13 protein-coding genes and 1 tRNA gene are annotated in these 18,157 nt (G+C 42.6%); 2 read left to right on the forward strand and 12 right to left on the reverse strand.

The features are described from left to right. Nucleotides 1-55: 55 nt before the first annotated feature. The 3 genes from OIM59_RS10385 to OIM59_RS10395 are packed head-to-tail and all read right to left on the reverse strand — an operon-like array spanning nucleotide 56 to nucleotide 4,058. Nucleotides 56-739, reverse strand: a complete 684-nt coding sequence (locus tag OIM59_RS10385; protein ID WP_303896533.1) for a helix-turn-helix domain-containing protein — start codon at nucleotides 737-739, stop codon at nucleotides 56-58. Nucleotides 740-749: 10 nt separating this feature from the next. Continuing rightward, complete coding sequence (locus tag OIM59_RS10390) at nucleotides 750-2,045, reverse strand: serine dehydratase subunit alpha family protein (RefSeq protein WP_303896535.1); 1,296 nt, start codon at nucleotides 2,043-2,045, stop codon at nucleotides 750-752. 6 nt (nucleotides 2,046-2,051) lie between these two features. Further along, the gene (locus tag OIM59_RS10395; protein ID WP_303896536.1) at nucleotides 2,052-4,058 is read right to left on the reverse strand and encodes a cytochrome c biogenesis protein CcdA; all 2,007 of its coding nucleotides are present in this window, start codon (nucleotides 4,056-4,058) and stop codon (nucleotides 2,052-2,054) included. A 265-nt stretch (nucleotides 4,059-4,323) separates the two neighbouring features. Here OIM59_RS10395 and OIM59_RS10400 point away from each other — a divergent pair. Both OIM59_RS10400 and OIM59_RS10405 read left to right on the forward strand, forming a co-directional pair. Beyond that, nucleotides 4,324-4,408 (forward strand) — tRNA-Ser (locus tag OIM59_RS10400). A gap of 301 nt (nucleotides 4,409-4,709) precedes the next feature. Then, nucleotides 4,710-5,810, forward strand: a complete 1,101-nt coding sequence (locus OIM59_RS10405) for a site-specific integrase (RefSeq protein ID WP_303896538.1) — start codon at nucleotides 4,710-4,712, stop codon at nucleotides 5,808-5,810. A 167-nt stretch (nucleotides 5,811-5,977) separates the two neighbouring features. Here OIM59_RS10405 and OIM59_RS10410 read toward each other — a convergent pair whose 3' ends face one another. The 9 genes from OIM59_RS10410 to OIM59_RS10450 form a co-directional block, all read right to left on the reverse strand. Next, on the reverse strand, nucleotides 5,978-6,424 hold the full coding sequence (locus OIM59_RS10410) for a hypothetical protein (protein ID WP_288354078.1): 447 nt from the start codon (nucleotides 6,422-6,424) through the stop codon (nucleotides 5,978-5,980). After that, nucleotides 6,421-7,071, reverse strand: coding sequence for a serine protease (locus OIM59_RS10415; RefSeq protein WP_288354076.1), 651 nt, complete (start codon nucleotides 7,069-7,071; stop codon nucleotides 6,421-6,423). The genes OIM59_RS10410 and OIM59_RS10415 overlap by 4 nt, the downstream gene beginning before the upstream one ends. Nucleotides 7,072-8,081: 1,010 nt before the next feature. Next, complete coding sequence (locus OIM59_RS10420; protein ID WP_288354074.1) at nucleotides 8,082-8,960, reverse strand: AbiH family protein; 879 nt, start codon at nucleotides 8,958-8,960, stop codon at nucleotides 8,082-8,084. Nucleotides 8,961-8,965: 5 nt separating this feature from the next. Continuing rightward, entirely contained in the window at nucleotides 8,966-13,975 is a 5,010-nt protein-coding gene (locus OIM59_RS10425) for a type ISP restriction/modification enzyme (RefSeq protein ID WP_303896542.1), read from the reverse strand. Between the two features lie 230 nt (nucleotides 13,976-14,205). Beyond that, nucleotides 14,206-15,417, reverse strand: a complete 1,212-nt coding sequence (locus tag OIM59_RS10430) for a site-specific integrase (protein WP_303896544.1) — start codon at nucleotides 15,415-15,417, stop codon at nucleotides 14,206-14,208. Between the two features lie 5 nt (nucleotides 15,418-15,422). Continuing rightward, nucleotides 15,423-16,085, reverse strand: coding sequence for a hypothetical protein (locus OIM59_RS10435; protein ID WP_303896546.1), 663 nt, complete (start codon nucleotides 16,083-16,085; stop codon nucleotides 15,423-15,425). Between the two features lie 2 nt (nucleotides 16,086-16,087). Continuing rightward, nucleotides 16,088-17,020: a relaxase/mobilization nuclease domain-containing protein gene (locus tag OIM59_RS10440; RefSeq protein WP_303896548.1), complete on the reverse strand. Its 933-nt coding sequence runs from the start codon at nucleotides 17,018-17,020 to the stop codon at nucleotides 16,088-16,090. Next, nucleotides 17,017-17,382 carry a plasmid mobilization relaxosome protein MobC gene (mobC, locus tag OIM59_RS10445; protein ID WP_303896550.1) on the reverse strand — a complete coding sequence of 122 codons (366 nt, stop codon included), beginning with the start codon at nucleotides 17,380-17,382 and terminating at the stop codon, nucleotides 17,017-17,019. Before mobC ends, OIM59_RS10440 begins: the two co-directional genes overlap by 4 nt. 182 nt (nucleotides 17,383-17,564) lie before the next feature. After that, complete coding sequence (locus tag OIM59_RS10450; RefSeq protein ID WP_303896552.1) at nucleotides 17,565-18,014, reverse strand: DUF3408 domain-containing protein; 450 nt, start codon at nucleotides 18,012-18,014, stop codon at nucleotides 17,565-17,567. Between the last annotated feature and the right edge of the window lie 143 nt (nucleotides 18,015-18,157).

An 18,157-nucleotide genomic window follows, 5' to 3' on the forward strand; every position in this document is an offset into this window, starting at 1 on the left:
GTCTTTTTATTAAATTCTACGGATGCAAAGATAATACAAAAAACCGACAACGCAATCATCGGCTTACTTCCGGAAAAAGGGAATCTTCCCACACGGCATCTTCTTTTAGACGGTAAAAGAAAGTATGCTCCTGAAAAACCTGCTCTACAAGTCCAAAACGAATAAAATCGGCAAGCAACTGACATACTTCCGGACGGGAAAGACGGGCCAGGCGGCTACACCTATTCAATGTAAGCAGCCCCTGGCTACCCAATACCTCCAGCAAACGCTTTTCCCTGTCGGTATAGGTCATTACCACTTCGTCCTTTTTCTCATGATTCCAGATTCGAAGGTGGACAGGAGATGCCAAAATGTTCTCATCGGCTATACGCACATAAGCCCAAGACTTACCCTCTTCATCGACGGCTAAAACCGGTTTGCACGCGCACTCTTTCACTTCAACTTCCAGCACATCCTTTCCTTCCACCCTGAACACACGGTTTTCCGTGATTACCGGAGGACGACAATACATCGTGGCAGCCGCTTCTATCATATAGATTTCTTCTTCCGAACGAATCCCGGCAATCCTGCCGTTATCCTTCACTCCCACCAATAACCGTCCTCCTTCGGTATTTGCAAAAGCAGACAAACTTCTGGCTATTTTCCTTGCATCGGATATGGCAAATTTAAAATCCTGATGTATATGCTCACCCTCCGAGATGAGCTGTTGTATATAGTCTGTATCTGCAGTTTGTTTCATGCCCAGTCACTCAATCACAATGTTTGTGAGTCATAATATCCAGCACCAGCTTATCAGTTTCGTTCATTCCCTCCGAACCAATCTTGGTCAGGTTACGGATACTGAAATCCACATTGTCTTCAATGATGCCTTCCACGGAAGTCACACACTTTCCTTCCATTGCCAGAATCGCAGAAAAGACTGCCGTTGAAACCCCGCTGGTCAGTTTTAATGCGCAGCTCGGCTTGGCTCCGTCACAAATCATACCTGTCAGATTGGCAATCATATTCTGCACGGCATAAGCCACCTGCTTATACTCGCCTCCCATCAGATAGGTGATTCCACAACTACTGCCTGTGGCAGCCACCACACAACCACACAACGCGGACAGACGGCCTAAATTCTGCTTGATATAAATAGCTGTAAGATGGCTCAAAATCAGAGCACGAATCAATTCCTCTTCCGATTTATGGTTCTCTTGAGCGAACACTACCACAGGAAGTGTGGCTGCAATGCCTTGGTTTCCACTTCCAGAATTACTCATCACCGGTATCATGGCACCAGCCATTCGGGCATCGCATGCGGCAGAGGTATAAGAAAGGATATGGGTAAACGTATTGCTACCCATGATATGCTGTTCCTGCTGGCTGCTACGCAACATTTTGCCCAACTCATGACCGTAGTTCCCTTGGAAAGAACGTTCCGCTGCCTGCAGATTCAGACGCTTTGCCTCAAGGATGAAACGGATTTCATCCAACGGAGCAGTTGTAGCGAAATCATACACCTTCTTCAGATTCAAATCTACTTCTTCCACATCTGCTTCGGCTCCGGCCTTTTCTCTATGGTCAAACAAGACCTCACCATTCCGTTCTGCATACACAAAATTCGTATGTCCTCCACTGATGATAGCCGTAGCTGTATCCTTCCCGGCTGTACAAGTCACTTCAATATACAATTTTTCTTCAATGTCTTTTTTCAGCTCAATCTTTATGCCTTGACCGGCAATCATCTGCTTGCCTTCTTCCACGCTTTCGGGAGTAATGTCCTTCAAAACTTCCAAACCATATTCTGATTTGCCTTTTAAAGCTCCCAAAGCAATGGCAATAGGCAACCCAATCATCCCCGTGCCAGGGATTCCCACCCCCATGGCATTCTTCAAAATATTCGCACTAAGCTGAGCCGTAATTGTTTCCGGACGACATCCCAGAACTTCCGTAGCTTTAGCCACACAAAGAGCCACAGCTACGGGTTCCGTACAGCCGATAGCCGGAACGACTTCCCGCTTGATTAATGCGATAATACGTTCTCTTTCTGACTGCGAAATCATTATCTGTTATTTTTTATAGTTCTTTAATCCTGTTTGCAAGAATTCCACGTACTTCTGAATATCCTCATCATACGAATAAGACTTGTTCAACGGCATCCCTTCATTGTCAATCAACACATAGAAAGGCTGGGCATTGGCCCCGAATTTAGAACGCTGCAAATAGCTCCATTTATCACCTACCGTACGCAATGTGCGCTCTGTGCCATTTTCTGTCACCTTGACCGGTTCCGGCAATTTCGTCTTTTCGTCTACATACAACGTAATCAATACATAGTCATCATTCAGAATCTTGCTGACCGTCGGGTCTGTCCATACAGCCAGTTCCATCTTACGACAGTTCACACAACCATATCCCGTAAAGTCAATCATCACTGGTTTTCCCTGCTGACGGGCATATTCCATACCTGCATCAAAATCATTGAATTTCGCATGTACTTCGTTCTTGTACAGATTGAAATCCTGTGTCTGCATAGGAGGTGCAAAAGCGCTGACAGCTTTCAGCGGAGCTCCCCACAATCCAGGTACCATGTATACAGCGAATGCCAATGAGAAAAGTGCCAGGAAGAACCGCGGTACACTTACCTTATTATCGTCTCCGTCATGCGGGAACTTGATTTTACCCAACAGATACATACCCAGCAAGGCAAAAATCACAATCCACAAAGCCAGGAAGGTCTCACGGTCGAGCAAACGCCATCCATACGCCAAATCGGCCACAGAAAGGAACTTCAACGCAAATGCCAGTTCCAAGAATCCCAGCGTCACCTTGATGACATTCATCCATCCTCCGGATTTCGGCATAGATTTCAGCCAAGACGGGAACAACGCGAACAAGGTGAACGGCAAAGCCAACGCAATGGCAAATCCCAGCATACCAATGGCTGGAGCAACAATGCTATTTGAAGTAGAAACTTCCACCAATAAAAAACCGATAATCGGACCGGTACAAGAGAAAGATACCAGCGACAAGGTGAAAGCCATCAGGAAAATACTCAGCAATCCTGTCGTCTGTTCTGCCTTGCTATCCACGGCGTTGCTCCACTTCGAAGGAAGTGTGATTTCAAATGCGCCAAAGAAAGAAGCGGCAAACACCACCAACATAAGGAAGAAGAAAATATTAAAGATGGCGCTTGTAGAGAGGTCATTCAGAGCACTGGCTCCAAAAATCAAGGTAATAGCCAGTCCTAAAGCCACATAAATCACTACAATAGAAGCTCCATACGTCCACGCATCACGAATACCTTTCCGTTTGTCCTTTGTACGTTTCAAGAAGAAGCTGACAGTCATCGGAATAATCGGCCATACACAAGGAGTGAACAAAGCCAACAGCCCGCCTACAAATCCCGCGAAAAAGATATAAAGCCATGAGCGTGATTCATTATTCACATTTCCGCCAAATGCTTTCAGCTCTTCGATAACAGGTTTCCAGTAATCGGAGGTTTCCACATTATTCGAGTTCGTACCTATTTGAAGCGGAGTCAGTGCCAATGAATCGGAATCTGCCGTATCAGACGTTTCGGCTTCAGCAGCAGCCGATGCTGCAGCCTGTCCACCAGCTGCCTCTCCCTTAAAAGAGAAATCTACATTGGTAGGAGGCAAACAGTTTTCATCATTACAAGCACCGTACTGCAAATAACCACTCACTTCATATTTTCCACCTTTCAGTTTGAGTTTCTGCACAAAGGTAGCTGTTCCTTCAAAAAAGCGGACCTGCATGCCAAATATCGGATCCATTTTATCGATTTCTTTCCCCGCAGGTTTCAGTTTTCCAACCAATTCCGCTCCTTCCAATTTATCCACATTAAAAGTAGCTGAAACAGGTCCGCCTTCCGGTAAATCCGTAGAGTATACGTGCCATCCTTTTTCCATTTTTCCGGTGAACACAATTTCTACTTCGTTAGCGGATACAGATTTCCACTCGGTTTTAAACTTCACCGGTTCTTGTATTTGGGCGAATACCGGCAAACTTAAAATGGCCATCAAAAGCCAGCTAAGAAAAATCTTCTTATTCATAAATATGCACTTGGTGATGTGATAAAACTATATTCTGTAAAAATTAGCGCAAAGATAATCATTTTTCCAAAGGGAATACAGGCCTGACTATGATTCAATCTTGTTTTTTATTTCAAATACGACAATTTTTACATTCGGAATGCTTACTTCTGAATTCTTACGGAACGGTATTGACGAAAAAATCACAAAAACATTTGCAATATAAAAAATAATATTTACCTTTGCAGCGCTTTTGAAAAACAAAGCAACTCTCAACCGGAGTTTTGGAGAGGTGGCAGAGTGGTCGATTGCGGCGGTCTTGAAAACCGTTGTACTGCGAGGTACCCGGGGTTCGAATCCCTGTCTCTCCGCTGAAACCTAAGACATCAGGTAGACAATTTAAGACAAGTCCCGTAAAATCAACGTTTTACGGGACTTTTTCTATTTATCCGGTGGACAACCGAAAGACATTCAAATGCCTACTTCAGACAAAGTTCCGTTACTAAATCGTTACTAAAAAATAGCCTATAAAAATAGTAACGATTTTCGATGTAAGTCCTTGATTTGTCGCTCATTGACGTTCAAATGTCTGCTTGTAACCCAATTATTAATTATTCCTTTGCAGAGGGAAGTCATTACACCCACTGTAACGGAGCTAAATTAAAAAAGGATATGAGTAAGAGTACATTTAAGATTCTGTTCTATCTAAGAAAGAATCAGGTAAACAAAGACGGAACAGTTTGTATTATGATTCGTTTGTCACTTAACGGTGAAATCACACAGTTCAGTTCTAAACTGAGCGTGAAGCCGGATGCCTGGGATACAGTTTTGGGCAAGGCGAAAGGAAATACACAGAAAGCCCGCCAGTTGAATGAAACATTGGAGGACATCCGTGCTTCGCTGAAAAACCACTACCGGGATATTGAAGTGCATGAGTCATTCGTAACGGTAGAAAAAATACGCAATGCGTTTTTGGGAATAACGGCGAAACAAAGAACACTGCTGGAACTTTTCAAGAAACACAATGAGGATGCAAGAAAACTGGTCGGCATCAGCAAGACTCCTGCCACCCTCGCGAAGTATGACCGCTGCTACCGGAGGCTGGAGGAATTTATGAAAGTGAAATACAATATTTCGGATATATCACTGAAGGAAATCGGCCACATGTTCATTACGGACTTCGAGAACTATCTGAGAACGGAAAGCAAATGCAATGAGAATACTACGGCAAAATTCATGCAGACGTTCAAGATGATTGTAATCATCGCCAAAAACAACGGTTGGATTTATACTGACCCGTTTTCAAATTATAAAATCAGACTGAAACGTGTGGACAGAGGCTATCTGACGGATGCGGAACTGCAAAAGATAATGAAGAAGAAGTTCCCGACTAAAAGACTGGAACAGGTACGGGACGTGTTCCTGTTCTCCTGTTACACGGGATTATCATATGTGGACGTGAAGGAACTGAAGGCAAGCGACATCAGAATCTCGTTTGACGGGAAACCGTGGATCATGACGCACCGTCATAAAACAGATACTCCGGTAAACGTACCGCTGCTGAAGATACCGCAGGCGATACTCCAGAAATATGAAGGTCAGCTCCCCAAAGGTCAGTTGCTGCCTGTGTTGAGCAATCAAAAACTTAATTCTTACTTAAAAGAGATTGCGGATTTGTGCGGTATAAATAAAAATATTACCTTCCACCTGGCTAGGCATTGTATCTTTTCTTATTCATTGAAAATAAGAAACTTACAAAGGTTATCAGCTTGACAGGTAACGACTTAGTAACCAGCGGGCTTCTATATTCTACAATGTTCTGCATCAATCAAAAGAACGCTTTTCTTATTTGCAAAAGTAGTATTTTTATCCCTTATTACCAAAGTTATTCCTCTGAAAAATGAAATCAATTACATATTTTCAAAACTAATAGAGATGAATTATTTATTAGTAAAATGTTTTGTAGAGCAATAAGCTTTAATGCCCATTTTAGCAGTTGTATGCAATACTAAAACGAGAGCTGGCACTAAAATAGCTGGTGCCATATTTATAATAGGAGCTAACCAATTTGCCAAAGCAGTCACACTCCCCAAGCCTATAGTTTTTCCTGCAGTTAAAAACTTTCTTTGCTCTTTGTCATAGTCTGGGTGACCACAAATAAGTTTATCAAATTCATCTTTAAATCTACTCCAATATTTAGAAGTTTCCGTTACATTTGTTTGAGTTCCACCAAACGTAACAGTTTGAATAGGACCTCTTGCTGTCAGCCATTCTTCTGCTGCTCTTTCTTCTCCGTATTTTGACACCAATTGCTCAATTGTTATTTTTTGATATGGCTTAAGGCAAGTATACCATTCTTCCAATGACAAGCTATCTATTTCTATCATAACATTTCTTTTATGTGGTTTGCGGATATACAATACGAAGTTTGATTTAATTCATGTGGATTTATTCCTGCGATAATAACGCCTGATGAAGGAGCATAAGTTCCAATCAACAAACCTATGATAGCACCTGTTTTGAGATTGAACACTAAAGAGCCTGATTGTCCAGGTCTTGTTTGTATATTAATAGTCGCATACTTCGATTTAACACCAGATGTTTCCAATAACATTTTTGCACCAATTTCTGTTTCTTGATACGTTAAAACTCTACGTCCCATGACACAATGAGGGAAACCGAACATTCCAATTTTTTCACCAACATATATATTATCTAATGACTCCAAAGAAGGTAGAGTTCCATTAAATATTAAACCTGTTTTTAATATACACAAATCTGTAATAGGATTTATATCTTCTACAACAGCAGAAGTTGAGCGACATGAAAAATCTGTTACATCTTGGTAAACATTTATATTGGGAATATGAGGTAATAAGACACATAAATTATTATATTCATTTCCAATGACATGTCTAGCAGTAACAACTTTCCCATCATTAGATATAAGAAATCCTGTTCCCAGCATATCAACAAGTTGCGTATCTTTATTATACTTTCCAACAACAAGTGTTATTTGTGTGAAATCAAACATAACTCAATTTTTATTAATTCTACTCTACAAAAGTAGAGTATTCTTTGTTTTTATCAAAACGATTCTTCTAAAAAAAGAGAAAATCTGACGTCTGAATAGAAATTAAGTAATTCACTCGTTTTAAGACTATTATATCTTCTGTAAAACATCGTATGTATTAACCTGCATAGGCTCATTATAACACTAATTTGTTTCTGTATTGCTGCATTGACAGATAAATGCATTGTACTACAAATTTACAGCCCAAAAATTCCATATTTCTAAATCCACACCCATTGCTGATACTTTTATTTGAAGTTTCACTGTCGTAAACCAGTACGACAGCACAACAGTAAATCAGCATATCATTGAAACTATATTGTTGCCTATCTGCACAGAATTGCTTCCTTGATTGTCCGGTTCCGTTCATCATCATTTTTACGAACCATTGGTTCGATGCACTTGCAAACAAGTGAAGAAGTATTTACCTAAAATGCATATTTCTATTATTCTAAGGCTGATTTTGGCTGTAATTGACACATATTGGCATCGGATTGACGCTATTGACTGCATTTGAGGCGAATAAAAATCCGCTTCATGTTTCTTGCACTCTCAAAGAAAGTTCAGACTTGTACGCCCTGCCTTATCCCGTTCTTCTTTTGGGCAGCATAAGCATCGGGAAACGATGTTTTCGGGGTGGAATAACAGCACTTTTTCCAATCCGTTTACTGACGGATTATTGATTTCACCTGAAATCAGCAAGGTGTCCTTTGAGTAACTCAAAGGCATTTCGGTTACTCCCGAAAAGTGGAAGCAGCAAGGTATGTTTTGAGTAACTCAAAATCTTTCGGGCTACTCCCGAAAACCTTGTCGCCGGGTTACTTTTCCGAAGTCAAGCAACCTATTCTGACCTGTGATAATCTTTTTTATACCTTATCTTGATAAGAACGTGTCTGAAGTCAAGAGTATGCGGTTACCATCTGTCTGCTTTAGTACACAAATTAATTGTGCCTTTTTCAATCGCTATCTTTTTAATTTGAAAATTCTGTTGAATCCTCAAATTTTACATCATTCTCACCTATAAATTTGTCGAAATCGCATATTGTGGAAATATTAGCTTTAGTTTCTATTATATCTTCATTTCCATAACAATAGATGTTGAATGTTTTTCCTTTTGCTTGCGAAAAGAGATGACTGAAATATCTTTGGTCTGTATTTCCTATTGAACAACCAAAGATTATAATATGGTTAGCATCATAAATATGTCTAAAATAAGCATCGGCTTCACAATATGGATTATAGGCTTTTACGATAAATTTATGTTCTTTGCAATATATTGATTTCTCATCCACACCTAAGACAATCTTAGGTGTAGCATTTGCATCATATTGTGTTACTCCATGTATTGATAGAGGATAATAGTTTATAAAACGGTCATTTCTCATTTTTTCTTGTAAAATAGTAACATCCCAACGCATATAATTGAATGTTACAAAAAAAGCCTGTTCTTGCACTTTGCCAAATAGACTATTTTTCCACGATTTTACTAAATCTTCCATGCGAGAATTTATTTTGCCACTTCTTATGCCGTCAATATACCAATATAAGGCATCGGTCAACTTAATGTAATCATTTCTAAATTTCTCTGTTTCTTTTGCAAAAGAGTTTCCTTTATAAGCTTCGCCAAGATTACAAGAATATTTTCCAATTTCTATTTCTATATCCACCCATTTAGCATCATCATATGTATTTTTGATAAATTTCGCCAACTGGTTGTCGTGGGATAACAAATTCTTAAAATTTGGACTTTCGACAAAATCTCCATAGCCAGTAGGAAAACCATTTGCTTTGTCAAAGCCATTTCCAATTATAAAAGCTTTATTGTATTTATAATTCTCTGTTTGATACATATTTCTTAAATTTTAATTTGAGGTAACACATTAACTATATCTACTGTTTGACAAGAGAGATTAATCACCGACAAAAGCAAATCAAGTATATAACGGGGCTGCTTGTGTTCTCTTGACCAATCATTGGGGTTATTCTTAATTTGGGAGGATTTGTCTATTGTCACGGCATAGCGTTCCATTATCCACTCAATGGCTGACTTGCCATTGACGATATACTCGTATGCTTTGAGTGGGATGTTCTCAATGGTGATATGACCGTTGTAGATGATGCGTATCTTATCTGACACGAGCTTGTCGTTCTCATCACGAACTTTGGCAAACTTCATCTTATCCACGGCAAAGTATTGATAGGTTTCATCTGTCCATTCGCTTTGCCATATGTCAATGTCACCAATAACCTTTACACCAAAGAAACGATGCGCAAGCATCGGCATATTTGCATAAAAAAGATAATCACCGTCTTTACCTGTAATCTGCTCGTTAATGCCCTGTCCATAGTTCAAATGTAAATCAGCAAGTTCCTTTCCGGCTTTATAAAAAGCCATGAAATCCCGTACATTATCTACAATAGGAATGCGAGGCAATGATTTCTTCAAATCATCGGCAAATCGTTCACGGTATTGTTTGGAATGAAGTAGTCCATACACATAGTAGAAGATGTGTTCTTTCGTGATAGTGCGTGAGCCACCAAAACGGCTACGAACCTCTTTCAGAATCCAGTCGGTTATTCCATCCCGGCGAATATACTTGTCTGTCTCCGCATCATCAAAAAGTGTAGCTTGGGGATTTTTGTTTTCCTCATACCAATATAGGGGAAAACATTGGCTATTAAATTGTATCTGATAATCAGGCATTGCATTTGTCATTAGACAGCTAAAACTCTTATTGCCAACACCGCTTAAACAAATTAGCAAATTTTCCGTTGTTGGCGTTGGAAATAATTTGGGTAATTGATACTGGCTCCAATTAAATGCTTTATCGTAATAAAGCCATTGCTTGAAATATGGTCTATAAAGTGTTAATCGTATCTTATTACTATCAAAAGTATGGCGAATACCTTTCAAGACATGTTCGAATAATTTTTGGTCCCACTTAATTTGAGTAGGGTCTGCATTGACTAATGTTACGATTTCATTTATAGTTTTGGCCTCTGTGCATTTGCTTGCTTCTTGATTAAATGTTGTTATTGCTGTCTGCATTTGCATAGAAAGGGATTTGGACGAAGAATTATAACACCAAACATCACGATGAGTTATATCCCCTGCCGAAAATATAGAAAAAACGGTTTGCTTACAGTTTTTCTTATCACCCAATAATATCAAATTGTCAAATACACCATCACGTTGGTTTATCCAATCTGCCTTTTCATTAGGCATAATAATCTGCCAATCCAATTTCTGCGAAGATATGGAACGGAAGTCCTTTACCATTTTGAGCTTTTGCTCACGGGTAAGGTAATCGCCTATATCATGGTAATGGATAACTGCCTTTTGTTCTTTCTTGGCCGGATTTTTGACAAGGAAAGTAATGGCAATGGGTGTTCGGGAACCGCTACCAAAGATTTTACCTCCTTCTTTGCGCGATAATTCGCCTGAAGTACGCTGATTCCCACGCAAATTCAACACATAAATGGATGTATATTCTTCCTCAAAGCATCTGCGCATGCCATTTTGTGCATTTCCGTCAAGCCACGTACCATTGCTTATAAATGCTACGATACCCCCTTCATTTTGTGGAATGCGGTCAGATGCCCAACGGAAAGCTTTAACATAGCTATCATATAGAGCTTGAACTGTACTGTTTCTATCTGTAATTCGTTGTATATATGTTGATGCAATTCGCTTTTCCAAATTTGGATATGATAAATTTTGAGCATTGTCATTTGCACTTTTTTGTCCAACTGAATACGGCGGATTCCCTACAATCACCCTCACGTGTGTAGCCATCTGTTTCTTCACCCGTTTGGAATTGTCCTGAAAAAACTCCGTGAAAAGCTCGTTGTGCTTCTTTTCCGCCAGTTGGAAAGTATCCGTCAGACAGATACCGCTATATGGCAAATATGTTTTCCGACGGGTAATGTCATGAAATACCGATTCAATGTTCACGTCGGCGATATAATAGGCCAGCAATACGATTTCATTACAATGGATTTCATTCAAGTACTTTCGTTCCATATCCTCCGGGCGGATAAGACCGGATTGAAGCAAACGGGTAATGAATGTACCTGTACCTGTAAATGGATCGAGGATATGCACGTTCTGCCCGGTCAGCGAAGTATTGAACTCCGCTTTGAGTATGTCATTCACGGAATGGATGATGAAGTCCACGCATTCTACGGGTGTATAGACAATACCCAACTTTTCCACAGTAAGCGGAAAAGCACCTTTGAAAAACTTTTCGTATAGGTTCTTAATAATCGTCTGTTTACCCTCCAGATTATCAATGCCACCCACATTTGTCCTTACCGACTGGTAGAACTTATCCAGCACTTCGGTATCTTTCTCAAAAGCCTGTTCCTGCAAGAGGTCTATCATATGCTGCATGGAACGGCTCACGGCATTGTTGTTCACGAACTGGTAATCGGCGAACAAAGAATCAAACACAGGTCGTGTGATAATGTGCTGCGCCAGCATCTCGATGGCTTGTGCCATATCCACGGACGGGTTAAGGTCACGCTGCAATCCCTTGAGATATTCGTTGAATGCCTTTTTGTGTACACCTGACTGTATAAGTTTGGAAATACGTTCAATAAATTTGTGTGCGATAAGTCCGATTTCCTTTGCCCAGTTCTCCCAGTAAAGGCGGTCACCGCATTTTTCCACAAGTTTGGCATACATACCCTCTTGTAACTCTCCGAACCGCAATTCCAACTGATGGGCAATCTCGGCATTCTCCATTTGTCGTGCTTCTTCCGCTCCTTCCTGAAAGCCAAGCCCCGGTCTGCCGATTGTAACGGACGGCGTATAGGACTGTTTATTCGGTTTTTGCTTGTTAAGTGCTATCTTGTTCACCATCGCATTGAAACGGTCATCATGTGAACGAAGCGCGTTCAGAATTGCCCAGACCACATCGAAAGTTTTGTTGTTGTCAAGTGCTTCTTCTGCTGAAACATCTGAAGGTACTACAATAGGGATGATGATATATCCGTACTTTTTTTCATCGGGCAATCCTTTGTGGAATGTACGCATTACACGACCAACCGACTGCACCACGTCCACCTGCGAGTTACGGGAGGAAAGAAACAGCACGGCATCGAGTGACGGCACGTCCACTCCTTCGGACAAACAGCGCACATTAGTCACTACACGACACTCACGTTCATTGTCCGGTTCTTCTGCCAGCCATTGGAGGATTCCGTTACGTTCCTGAGAGTTCATTGAACCGTCAATATGTTTTGTGGCTACGAAAACAGTATGAGAAAGGCTCTCCGCATCAAGATTTTCTTCGTACTGTGCGGATATTCTCGGAAATACCGAAGTTACATATTTGGAAGTTCCGGCTTTCGTTTCACTGCCTATCGAGGAACAGAACGCCACGGCACGGCGCATCATGCGCGGGTCAGCATCCCATGTGCGGTGATCGTCACCCTGTATCATTTTCGACAATCCGTTGATTACGCCTATAAGTTTGGATGTGTCGTCAAAATTCAACTCTGTGATGGAATTGGTTATATCACGTTTGATATTGTCCGGCACGTCATCCTCGCAGACAGTAAGGACAAGCACCTTGTAATCGGTCAGCAAGCCATTCTGTACGGCGTAGGAGAAATTCACCCGGTAGAATTCTTCTCCGTAAAGTGCCTTGTCATCCATTGAACAAAGGATACAGTCCTTTTCCGAAGCCTTTATCTTGGCTGATTCACCATACAGACGCGGAGTGGCAGTCATGTAAAGACGTTTCCTGCCTTGTACGTTATCGTCAGAGTGTATCTTAGTGAAATTACTCTCGTCCCGGTCAGCTATTTTTACGCCTGTCGTGCGGTGGGCTTCATCGCAGATGATAAAATTGAATATTCCATATGCACCGTTGGTTTCGAAAAGGATTTCTTGTTGTGCCGCTGAAACGGCGTCAATGGACTGGTAAGTGGAGAACACGACTACCAGCCCATCGTGGTCACGATATTTCTTCAACTGTGAGGCAATGGACTGCGGATTAGTAGAGGCTGGCACTGCAAGGTCAATAATACTGTCGTCCATGTCATCGAAGTCCTTGCCTGTCTTGCGCGAGGCTTTGGAATCTGAACAGATACAGACAGCCTTGATGGGTTTCTTTGCGTCTGCAGACCATGCGTTGAGAGATTGCCCCAGCAAGGCAATAGACGGAACCATGAACAGTACAAGCCCCTTATTTCCGAGTAACTGTTCGACAATGAGTAGCGAAGTGTAGGTCTTACCAGTTCCACAAGCCATAATAAGTTTACCCCTGTCATTGCCATCCACAATATAATGAGTATAAGCCTTGGATATGGCATCCAACTGGTGCTTACGTGGCTTCTTCCCTTCCACGAGTGCGGAGTTTCCTGTAAGTCCGTCCATCAGTTTTTGCCAGTCCACAGGTGAGGATTCAAGGTCAGCCATACCGACACGTGTCACGGGCGGTTCTTGGTTACGGATGGCTTCCTCAGCGTTGCTTCCCCAATGATTGGTAGTGGAAATCCATACCCGATTTGAAAATCGGGTGGTCTGAAACGTAACCTCGTTAATGAATGTCCGGCTGGAAGTGGCAAGGAACGAATCCACAGCTGGCTTGTCTATCGCAGCATCCTCGGCATAGCACTTGCACTGTATAGCCCAATAGTCGCCCATTTCAGTTTTAGCCACAAGGTCTATTCCAGTATCAGTACCACCGAAATCCTTGCGTCCCGGAAACTCCTCCCACAGCCAAACCTTTTCAAGTTCGTTATAGCGTGGGTCTGTCAATAACCATGAGCGCATCAAGCGCTCGAACTTTGTACCTTTCTCCTTTTCTGTAAATGATTCGGTACGGAATTTATGCAGTATATCCTTGAAATTCATCTCTTGATAAGAGATAAACGCAAGTAAGAGTTATACTGAAAATCAGTATGTTATATACCTATCAAAAGAAAATTCACTCAACAGGCCTATAGTTTTTATACGAATTATCGCATTATCAACGAAACATTTATGCTCATTTTTCAGTATTTTGTGTACCTTTGCGATATAACTATAACTCTTATCAAGAGATTCGGATTTTTACTAAACAAGTTTTTACTGGGAGTTTTCTGTTACAAGTCTTTAAGAATAAGGCTGTTCGCTTTGTCTACCACACTTGTATCAAGCGATGCAAGATAGATGCGAGTGGTTTCCTCCGAATCATGTCCCATGCCTTCGCTGATGACTGCAAGCGGTATGTTCTTGCTCTTGGCGATGCTTGCCCAAGCATGACGGGCACAATACATACTTAGCGGAAGAGCCAGACCGACCAACCGGGCTATTTCCTTCAATGCGATGTTTACCCGGCAGAGTGCATTTCTGTACTGTATCCGTTCATCAGCACGCAGGTCAGTGATTATCGGCAGCAGGTATTGCGTGTCGGAATGACCTTCATATTTAGCCACAATATCCCCCATGCACTTTTCCCACTTAACGGTAAGCAGTTGCCCGGTCTTTCTTCTCCGGTATGTGAGGATACCATTTTCCAAGTCCGACTTTTTCAGGTATGCCATATCGACAAACGACATTCCACGGGTATAAAACGAAAAGAGGAACATGTCCCTCGCATAGTCCAGATGCGGTTTCATTTTCAGGTCAATCTCCTTGATGCGCTTGACGGTCTTTAATGATATGGCACGTTTCACGGTCTTGTATATGCCCGTGTAAACATGCTTGAATGGAAACTTCTGTTCTATCAGTTCTTTTTCCACCGCACGGTTATAGACGGCTCGTAGTATGCGCATATAGAACGATATGGTGTTGGGGCAGTTGCTGTTGGCTTTCAGCCATGCTTCATACAGCAGCATGACATCACCGTCTATCTCACAAAAAAGGATGTCCTGCCCGTCACGGAATTTCATGAAGCTGGCGAGCGTAACGGTGTATGTTTCAGACGTGCGGATTCTGTTCAGCCGTTTTAACTGCTCTATGACACCTTTCATGAAAGAGAACAGTGATTGTTCGTCCGCTTGTCTGTTGAATTTCAAGATAATGTCATCCGATGTGTAGCTTTTGTTTCCTCTTTCATACAATGCGATGATTGTTTTCAAGCGTTTAACATCCCATTCAATATCGCTTACAACTGATTGCAGATGGTTCTTTCGCCCTGTACCTGTCAATTCGGGAACAATCACTGTCGATGCTTTGTCATCCCACTCGCTTTCAAATATCCGGTAGTCCGTCCTGATTTGGCGGACTACGCGGTTGTGTATCACCTGATAATATATGCTGCCCTCCTTGCCGTTTACGGAAGAAGGACGGAATTTTACCTTTACTGATGCCATTCACTTTATTTTTTATTATTACCATTCATTTGCCTTACTTTCAAACTCTCCTGCATCAGGCTGTCGGATACGGTTTTCAAATCCTTATCGTAACCGTCAGCCTGTCCGCGTACCCATTCAATGGACTTTTCGTCACGGTGAATGTCGAACACATCATTCAGCCAAAGAATCTCTTTGGGACTGCATCCTCCCCACGAGCGGATGGCACGGAACTTCAGCGCATCGTCCGCATACTGACATCTGGACTGCCAAAGTTCGATGTTACCCCAGATGGATAGACCGCAAACGACACCCATGACGACCAAAAAGGAAAACACCTTGCTTGACTTGATGTCGAAGCTGTGGCGGTGGATATGTTCCTGCGGTTCGTTCACCTGTCCGTTAGCACTTCGAGTAAACGATTCTTTCAAATCACGCAACAGATTCAGAATCCGGTTTGACGTGTAGACTTCCGCCTCTCCGAATTTGGTCAGTATGGCTTTAGTCTGTTCCCGGTTTTCTCTGGCAGAAGTATTCAGCAATTCCTTTATGGGAGCCAAATCCATTGCCGGAGGCTGTCCGTCTGACTGGTTGTTGCTTACTTTTGGAGTATTCTCCAACTTGCTGTTTATACTCTTTAAGCCACTTTTGATGTCCTCAAAGAGCGCATACACTTCGTTATTATCCATGTTTATAAACTGATTTTACGTTGTTTCTTTTTCTTACGTTTTAACTGTTTCTCAAAATAGTTCTCATCTGCCTGACCGTTTGTAGCATTCGGCATGAGCAAGCCTATGGAACCACTGTACAAATTATCGTTGCCCATCACTTCAGATTGCAGTGTCGGCTGTTCGGAAACCTGATTGCCCGTCATTATCCTTTGCTGTTCCTCCTGCCTGTTGGCGTTCATAGCCTCGTCTATCTTGGAATAGCTGAACCGCCTGTCAATCTTGGAGCCGCTGAACGAATAGCCGTTCTTGGAGAATATGACACCCTGCACCTCGTTCGACTTGCCTTTGTACTTGAACTGCATTTCCACTCCTTGTTTTTCCAAATTAACGGCTAACTGCCGCCAGTTACCGTATCTTGAAACTTCCGATTTAAGGAGAAAATAAAGTTCGTATTTAGTCTTGTCCGGTTCTTTCAGCCGATGCAGTTTCACCTTTTCCTTGCCTTCGGATACGTACAGACCGTACTTCCGTGTCAGTTCCTTGCAGATACGTGTGCTACGTATCCGCTCGTTCTGGTCGCTGATTGTCCTGCCGTCATTAGCGATGCGGTTGAATGCGATATGCACGTGCGGATGCTCCTTGTCAAAGTGGCGCACGACAAGAACCTGTGTGTCCTTTATACCCATTCTCTCCAAGTATTCCAATGCAATTCCTGCCATTGTCCGGTCGGTAAGACGGTGCTCGTCCTCCTTGGAGAATGCCAGTGCGATATGTCCGACAGGCTTCATAACCCTCGGATTCATCCCAGCCTGCGCCTCAAAACTCATGACTATTGTGTCCTTATCTTCGGAAAACAAGCCGTCGCAAACAAGGATTTTGGCATCCTTTTCCTTGTCAAGAATGTAGTTAACCACACCCCAGAAGCAGCTTCCCTTGACAATTTTGGCTATCATAGGAGGATAAGGTTCAGCAGTTCCTCGATACGTGCCACGAGCACACGGCATTCCATCCTCACCATGACGAAGCCTGCGGCATTCGCCTTGTGCGCAAGCTGGTTCAGGTTGTTTGCCATACCGCACAGCTTGCGCATATAATCCGTATGTTCCGGCGTGAGCCGTTCCTTCACATGACAATTTCTCATGCACTCGCGCAGGAATTCCCCGGCAGATATGCCTGCGCTCCGAGCCTTGCCTTTCAGGGTGTAGTAGTCCGATGTCGCCATCTTCACCGTGAGACGGTATTTCAGCTTGTCTGCCGCCTCCTTCTTGGGGCGACCGCCCTTGTTCCTTCTGTCGGATTTTCGTTTCTGTTCCATTGACTTATAATGATTAAAATGTAATTACTTGATAGACCAACGGGATGCGGCTTCCACGAGTTTTTGAGAGTAGGAGCAGGCGGTTTCGGTATGCCCGAAACACAAACTTGCTCCCCTCAAAACTCCGTTGGATTTGTTCAGAGTAACTCCGAATAACCTCCCGTAAGTCCGTTCCTTAATTCTCAGAGTTTACGCCATGCCTCGATGTCCTCCCCGTAGGTGGCAAGGTGGTGGCGGGCGATGTTCTCCATCAGTCCCGACACGCTCATCCTGCGACTGCCGAACAGGCTGACGATGCGGTCGAGGGCATCGCGTGTGTCGCGGCTGAGGAACACGGGCTTCCGGTCTTCGATGGACGGTATCGGGAGGAACATTGCCTTGTATTCCTCCAGCGATGCCCTGCGTTGCTTGCCGCTGACACGGTGTATCACCTGCGGGCTTCCATCCGTATTTTCTTGCACGGTTTCACCTGTTTGTTCATTCATGTTCTCATCCGTACCTGCCTGTACATCCTCGTGCTCCTGTGCCGGCATACCGGCAGGCGCAGGTTTCTGCTCTTCCACTTCCGGCTTGATACCCAAAAAGATTTTCAAATCTTCATCCATCGTCTGGTTGCTTACGTTCTTTCTCATACTTGTTTAAATTAAATGTTTAACAATAGTGGTCGTAGTGCGCACATTTGACCGATTATCGGCAGCAAAGGAAATGGATATAATATAGGAAGTCAAGTACTTGGAGTGGCTGTGGCAACAATGTGGTATTTTGCATTTTTCAT

This window comes from Bacteroides mediterraneensis (genome assembly GCF_025993685.1).
Classification (GTDB): Bacteria; Bacteroidota; Bacteroidia; order Bacteroidales; family Bacteroidaceae; genus Phocaeicola; species Phocaeicola mediterraneensis_A.

Bases quoted from the DNA above. Each gene is read 5' to 3' on its own strand.
- OIM59_RS10430 (WP_303896544.1), bottom strand. From the start codon at position 15,417: ATGGCATCAGTAAAGGTAAAATTCCGTCCTTCTTCCGTAAACGGCAAG.
- OIM59_RS10390 (WP_303896535.1), bottom strand. From the start codon at position 2,045: ATGATTTCGCAGTCAGAAAGAGAACGTATTATCGCATTAATCAAGCGG.
- OIM59_RS10410 (WP_288354078.1), bottom strand. From the start codon at position 6,424: ATGATAGAAATAGATAGCTTGTCATTGGAAGAATGGTATACTTGCCTT.
- OIM59_RS10450 (WP_303896552.1), bottom strand. From the start codon at position 18,014: ATGAGAAAGAACGTAAGCAACCAGACGATGGATGAAGATTTGAAAATC.
- OIM59_RS10405 (WP_303896538.1), top strand. From the start codon at position 4,710: ATGAGTAAGAGTACATTTAAGATTCTGTTCTATCTAAGAAAGAATCAG.
- mobC (WP_303896550.1), bottom strand. From the start codon at position 17,382: ATGGAACAGAAACGAAAATCCGACAGAAGGAACAAGGGCGGTCGCCCC.
- OIM59_RS10385 (WP_303896533.1), bottom strand. From the start codon at position 739: ATGAAACAAACTGCAGATACAGACTATATACAACAGCTCATCTCGGAG.
- OIM59_RS10425 (WP_303896542.1), bottom strand. From the start codon at position 13,975: ATGAATTTCAAGGATATACTGCATAAATTCCGTACCGAATCATTTACA.
- OIM59_RS10440 (WP_303896548.1), bottom strand. From the start codon at position 17,020: ATGATAGCCAAAATTGTCAAGGGAAGCTGCTTCTGGGGTGTGGTTAAC.
- OIM59_RS10395 (WP_303896536.1), bottom strand. From the start codon at position 4,058: ATGAATAAGAAGATTTTTCTTAGCTGGCTTTTGATGGCCATTTTAAGT.
- OIM59_RS10435 (WP_303896546.1), bottom strand. From the start codon at position 16,085: ATGGATAATAACGAAGTGTATGCGCTCTTTGAGGACATCAAAAGTGGC.
- OIM59_RS10415 (WP_288354076.1), bottom strand. From the start codon at position 7,071: ATGTTTGATTTCACACAAATAACACTTGTTGTTGGAAAGTATAATAAA.
- OIM59_RS10420 (WP_288354074.1), bottom strand. From the start codon at position 8,960: ATGTATCAAACAGAGAATTATAAATACAATAAAGCTTTTATAATTGGA.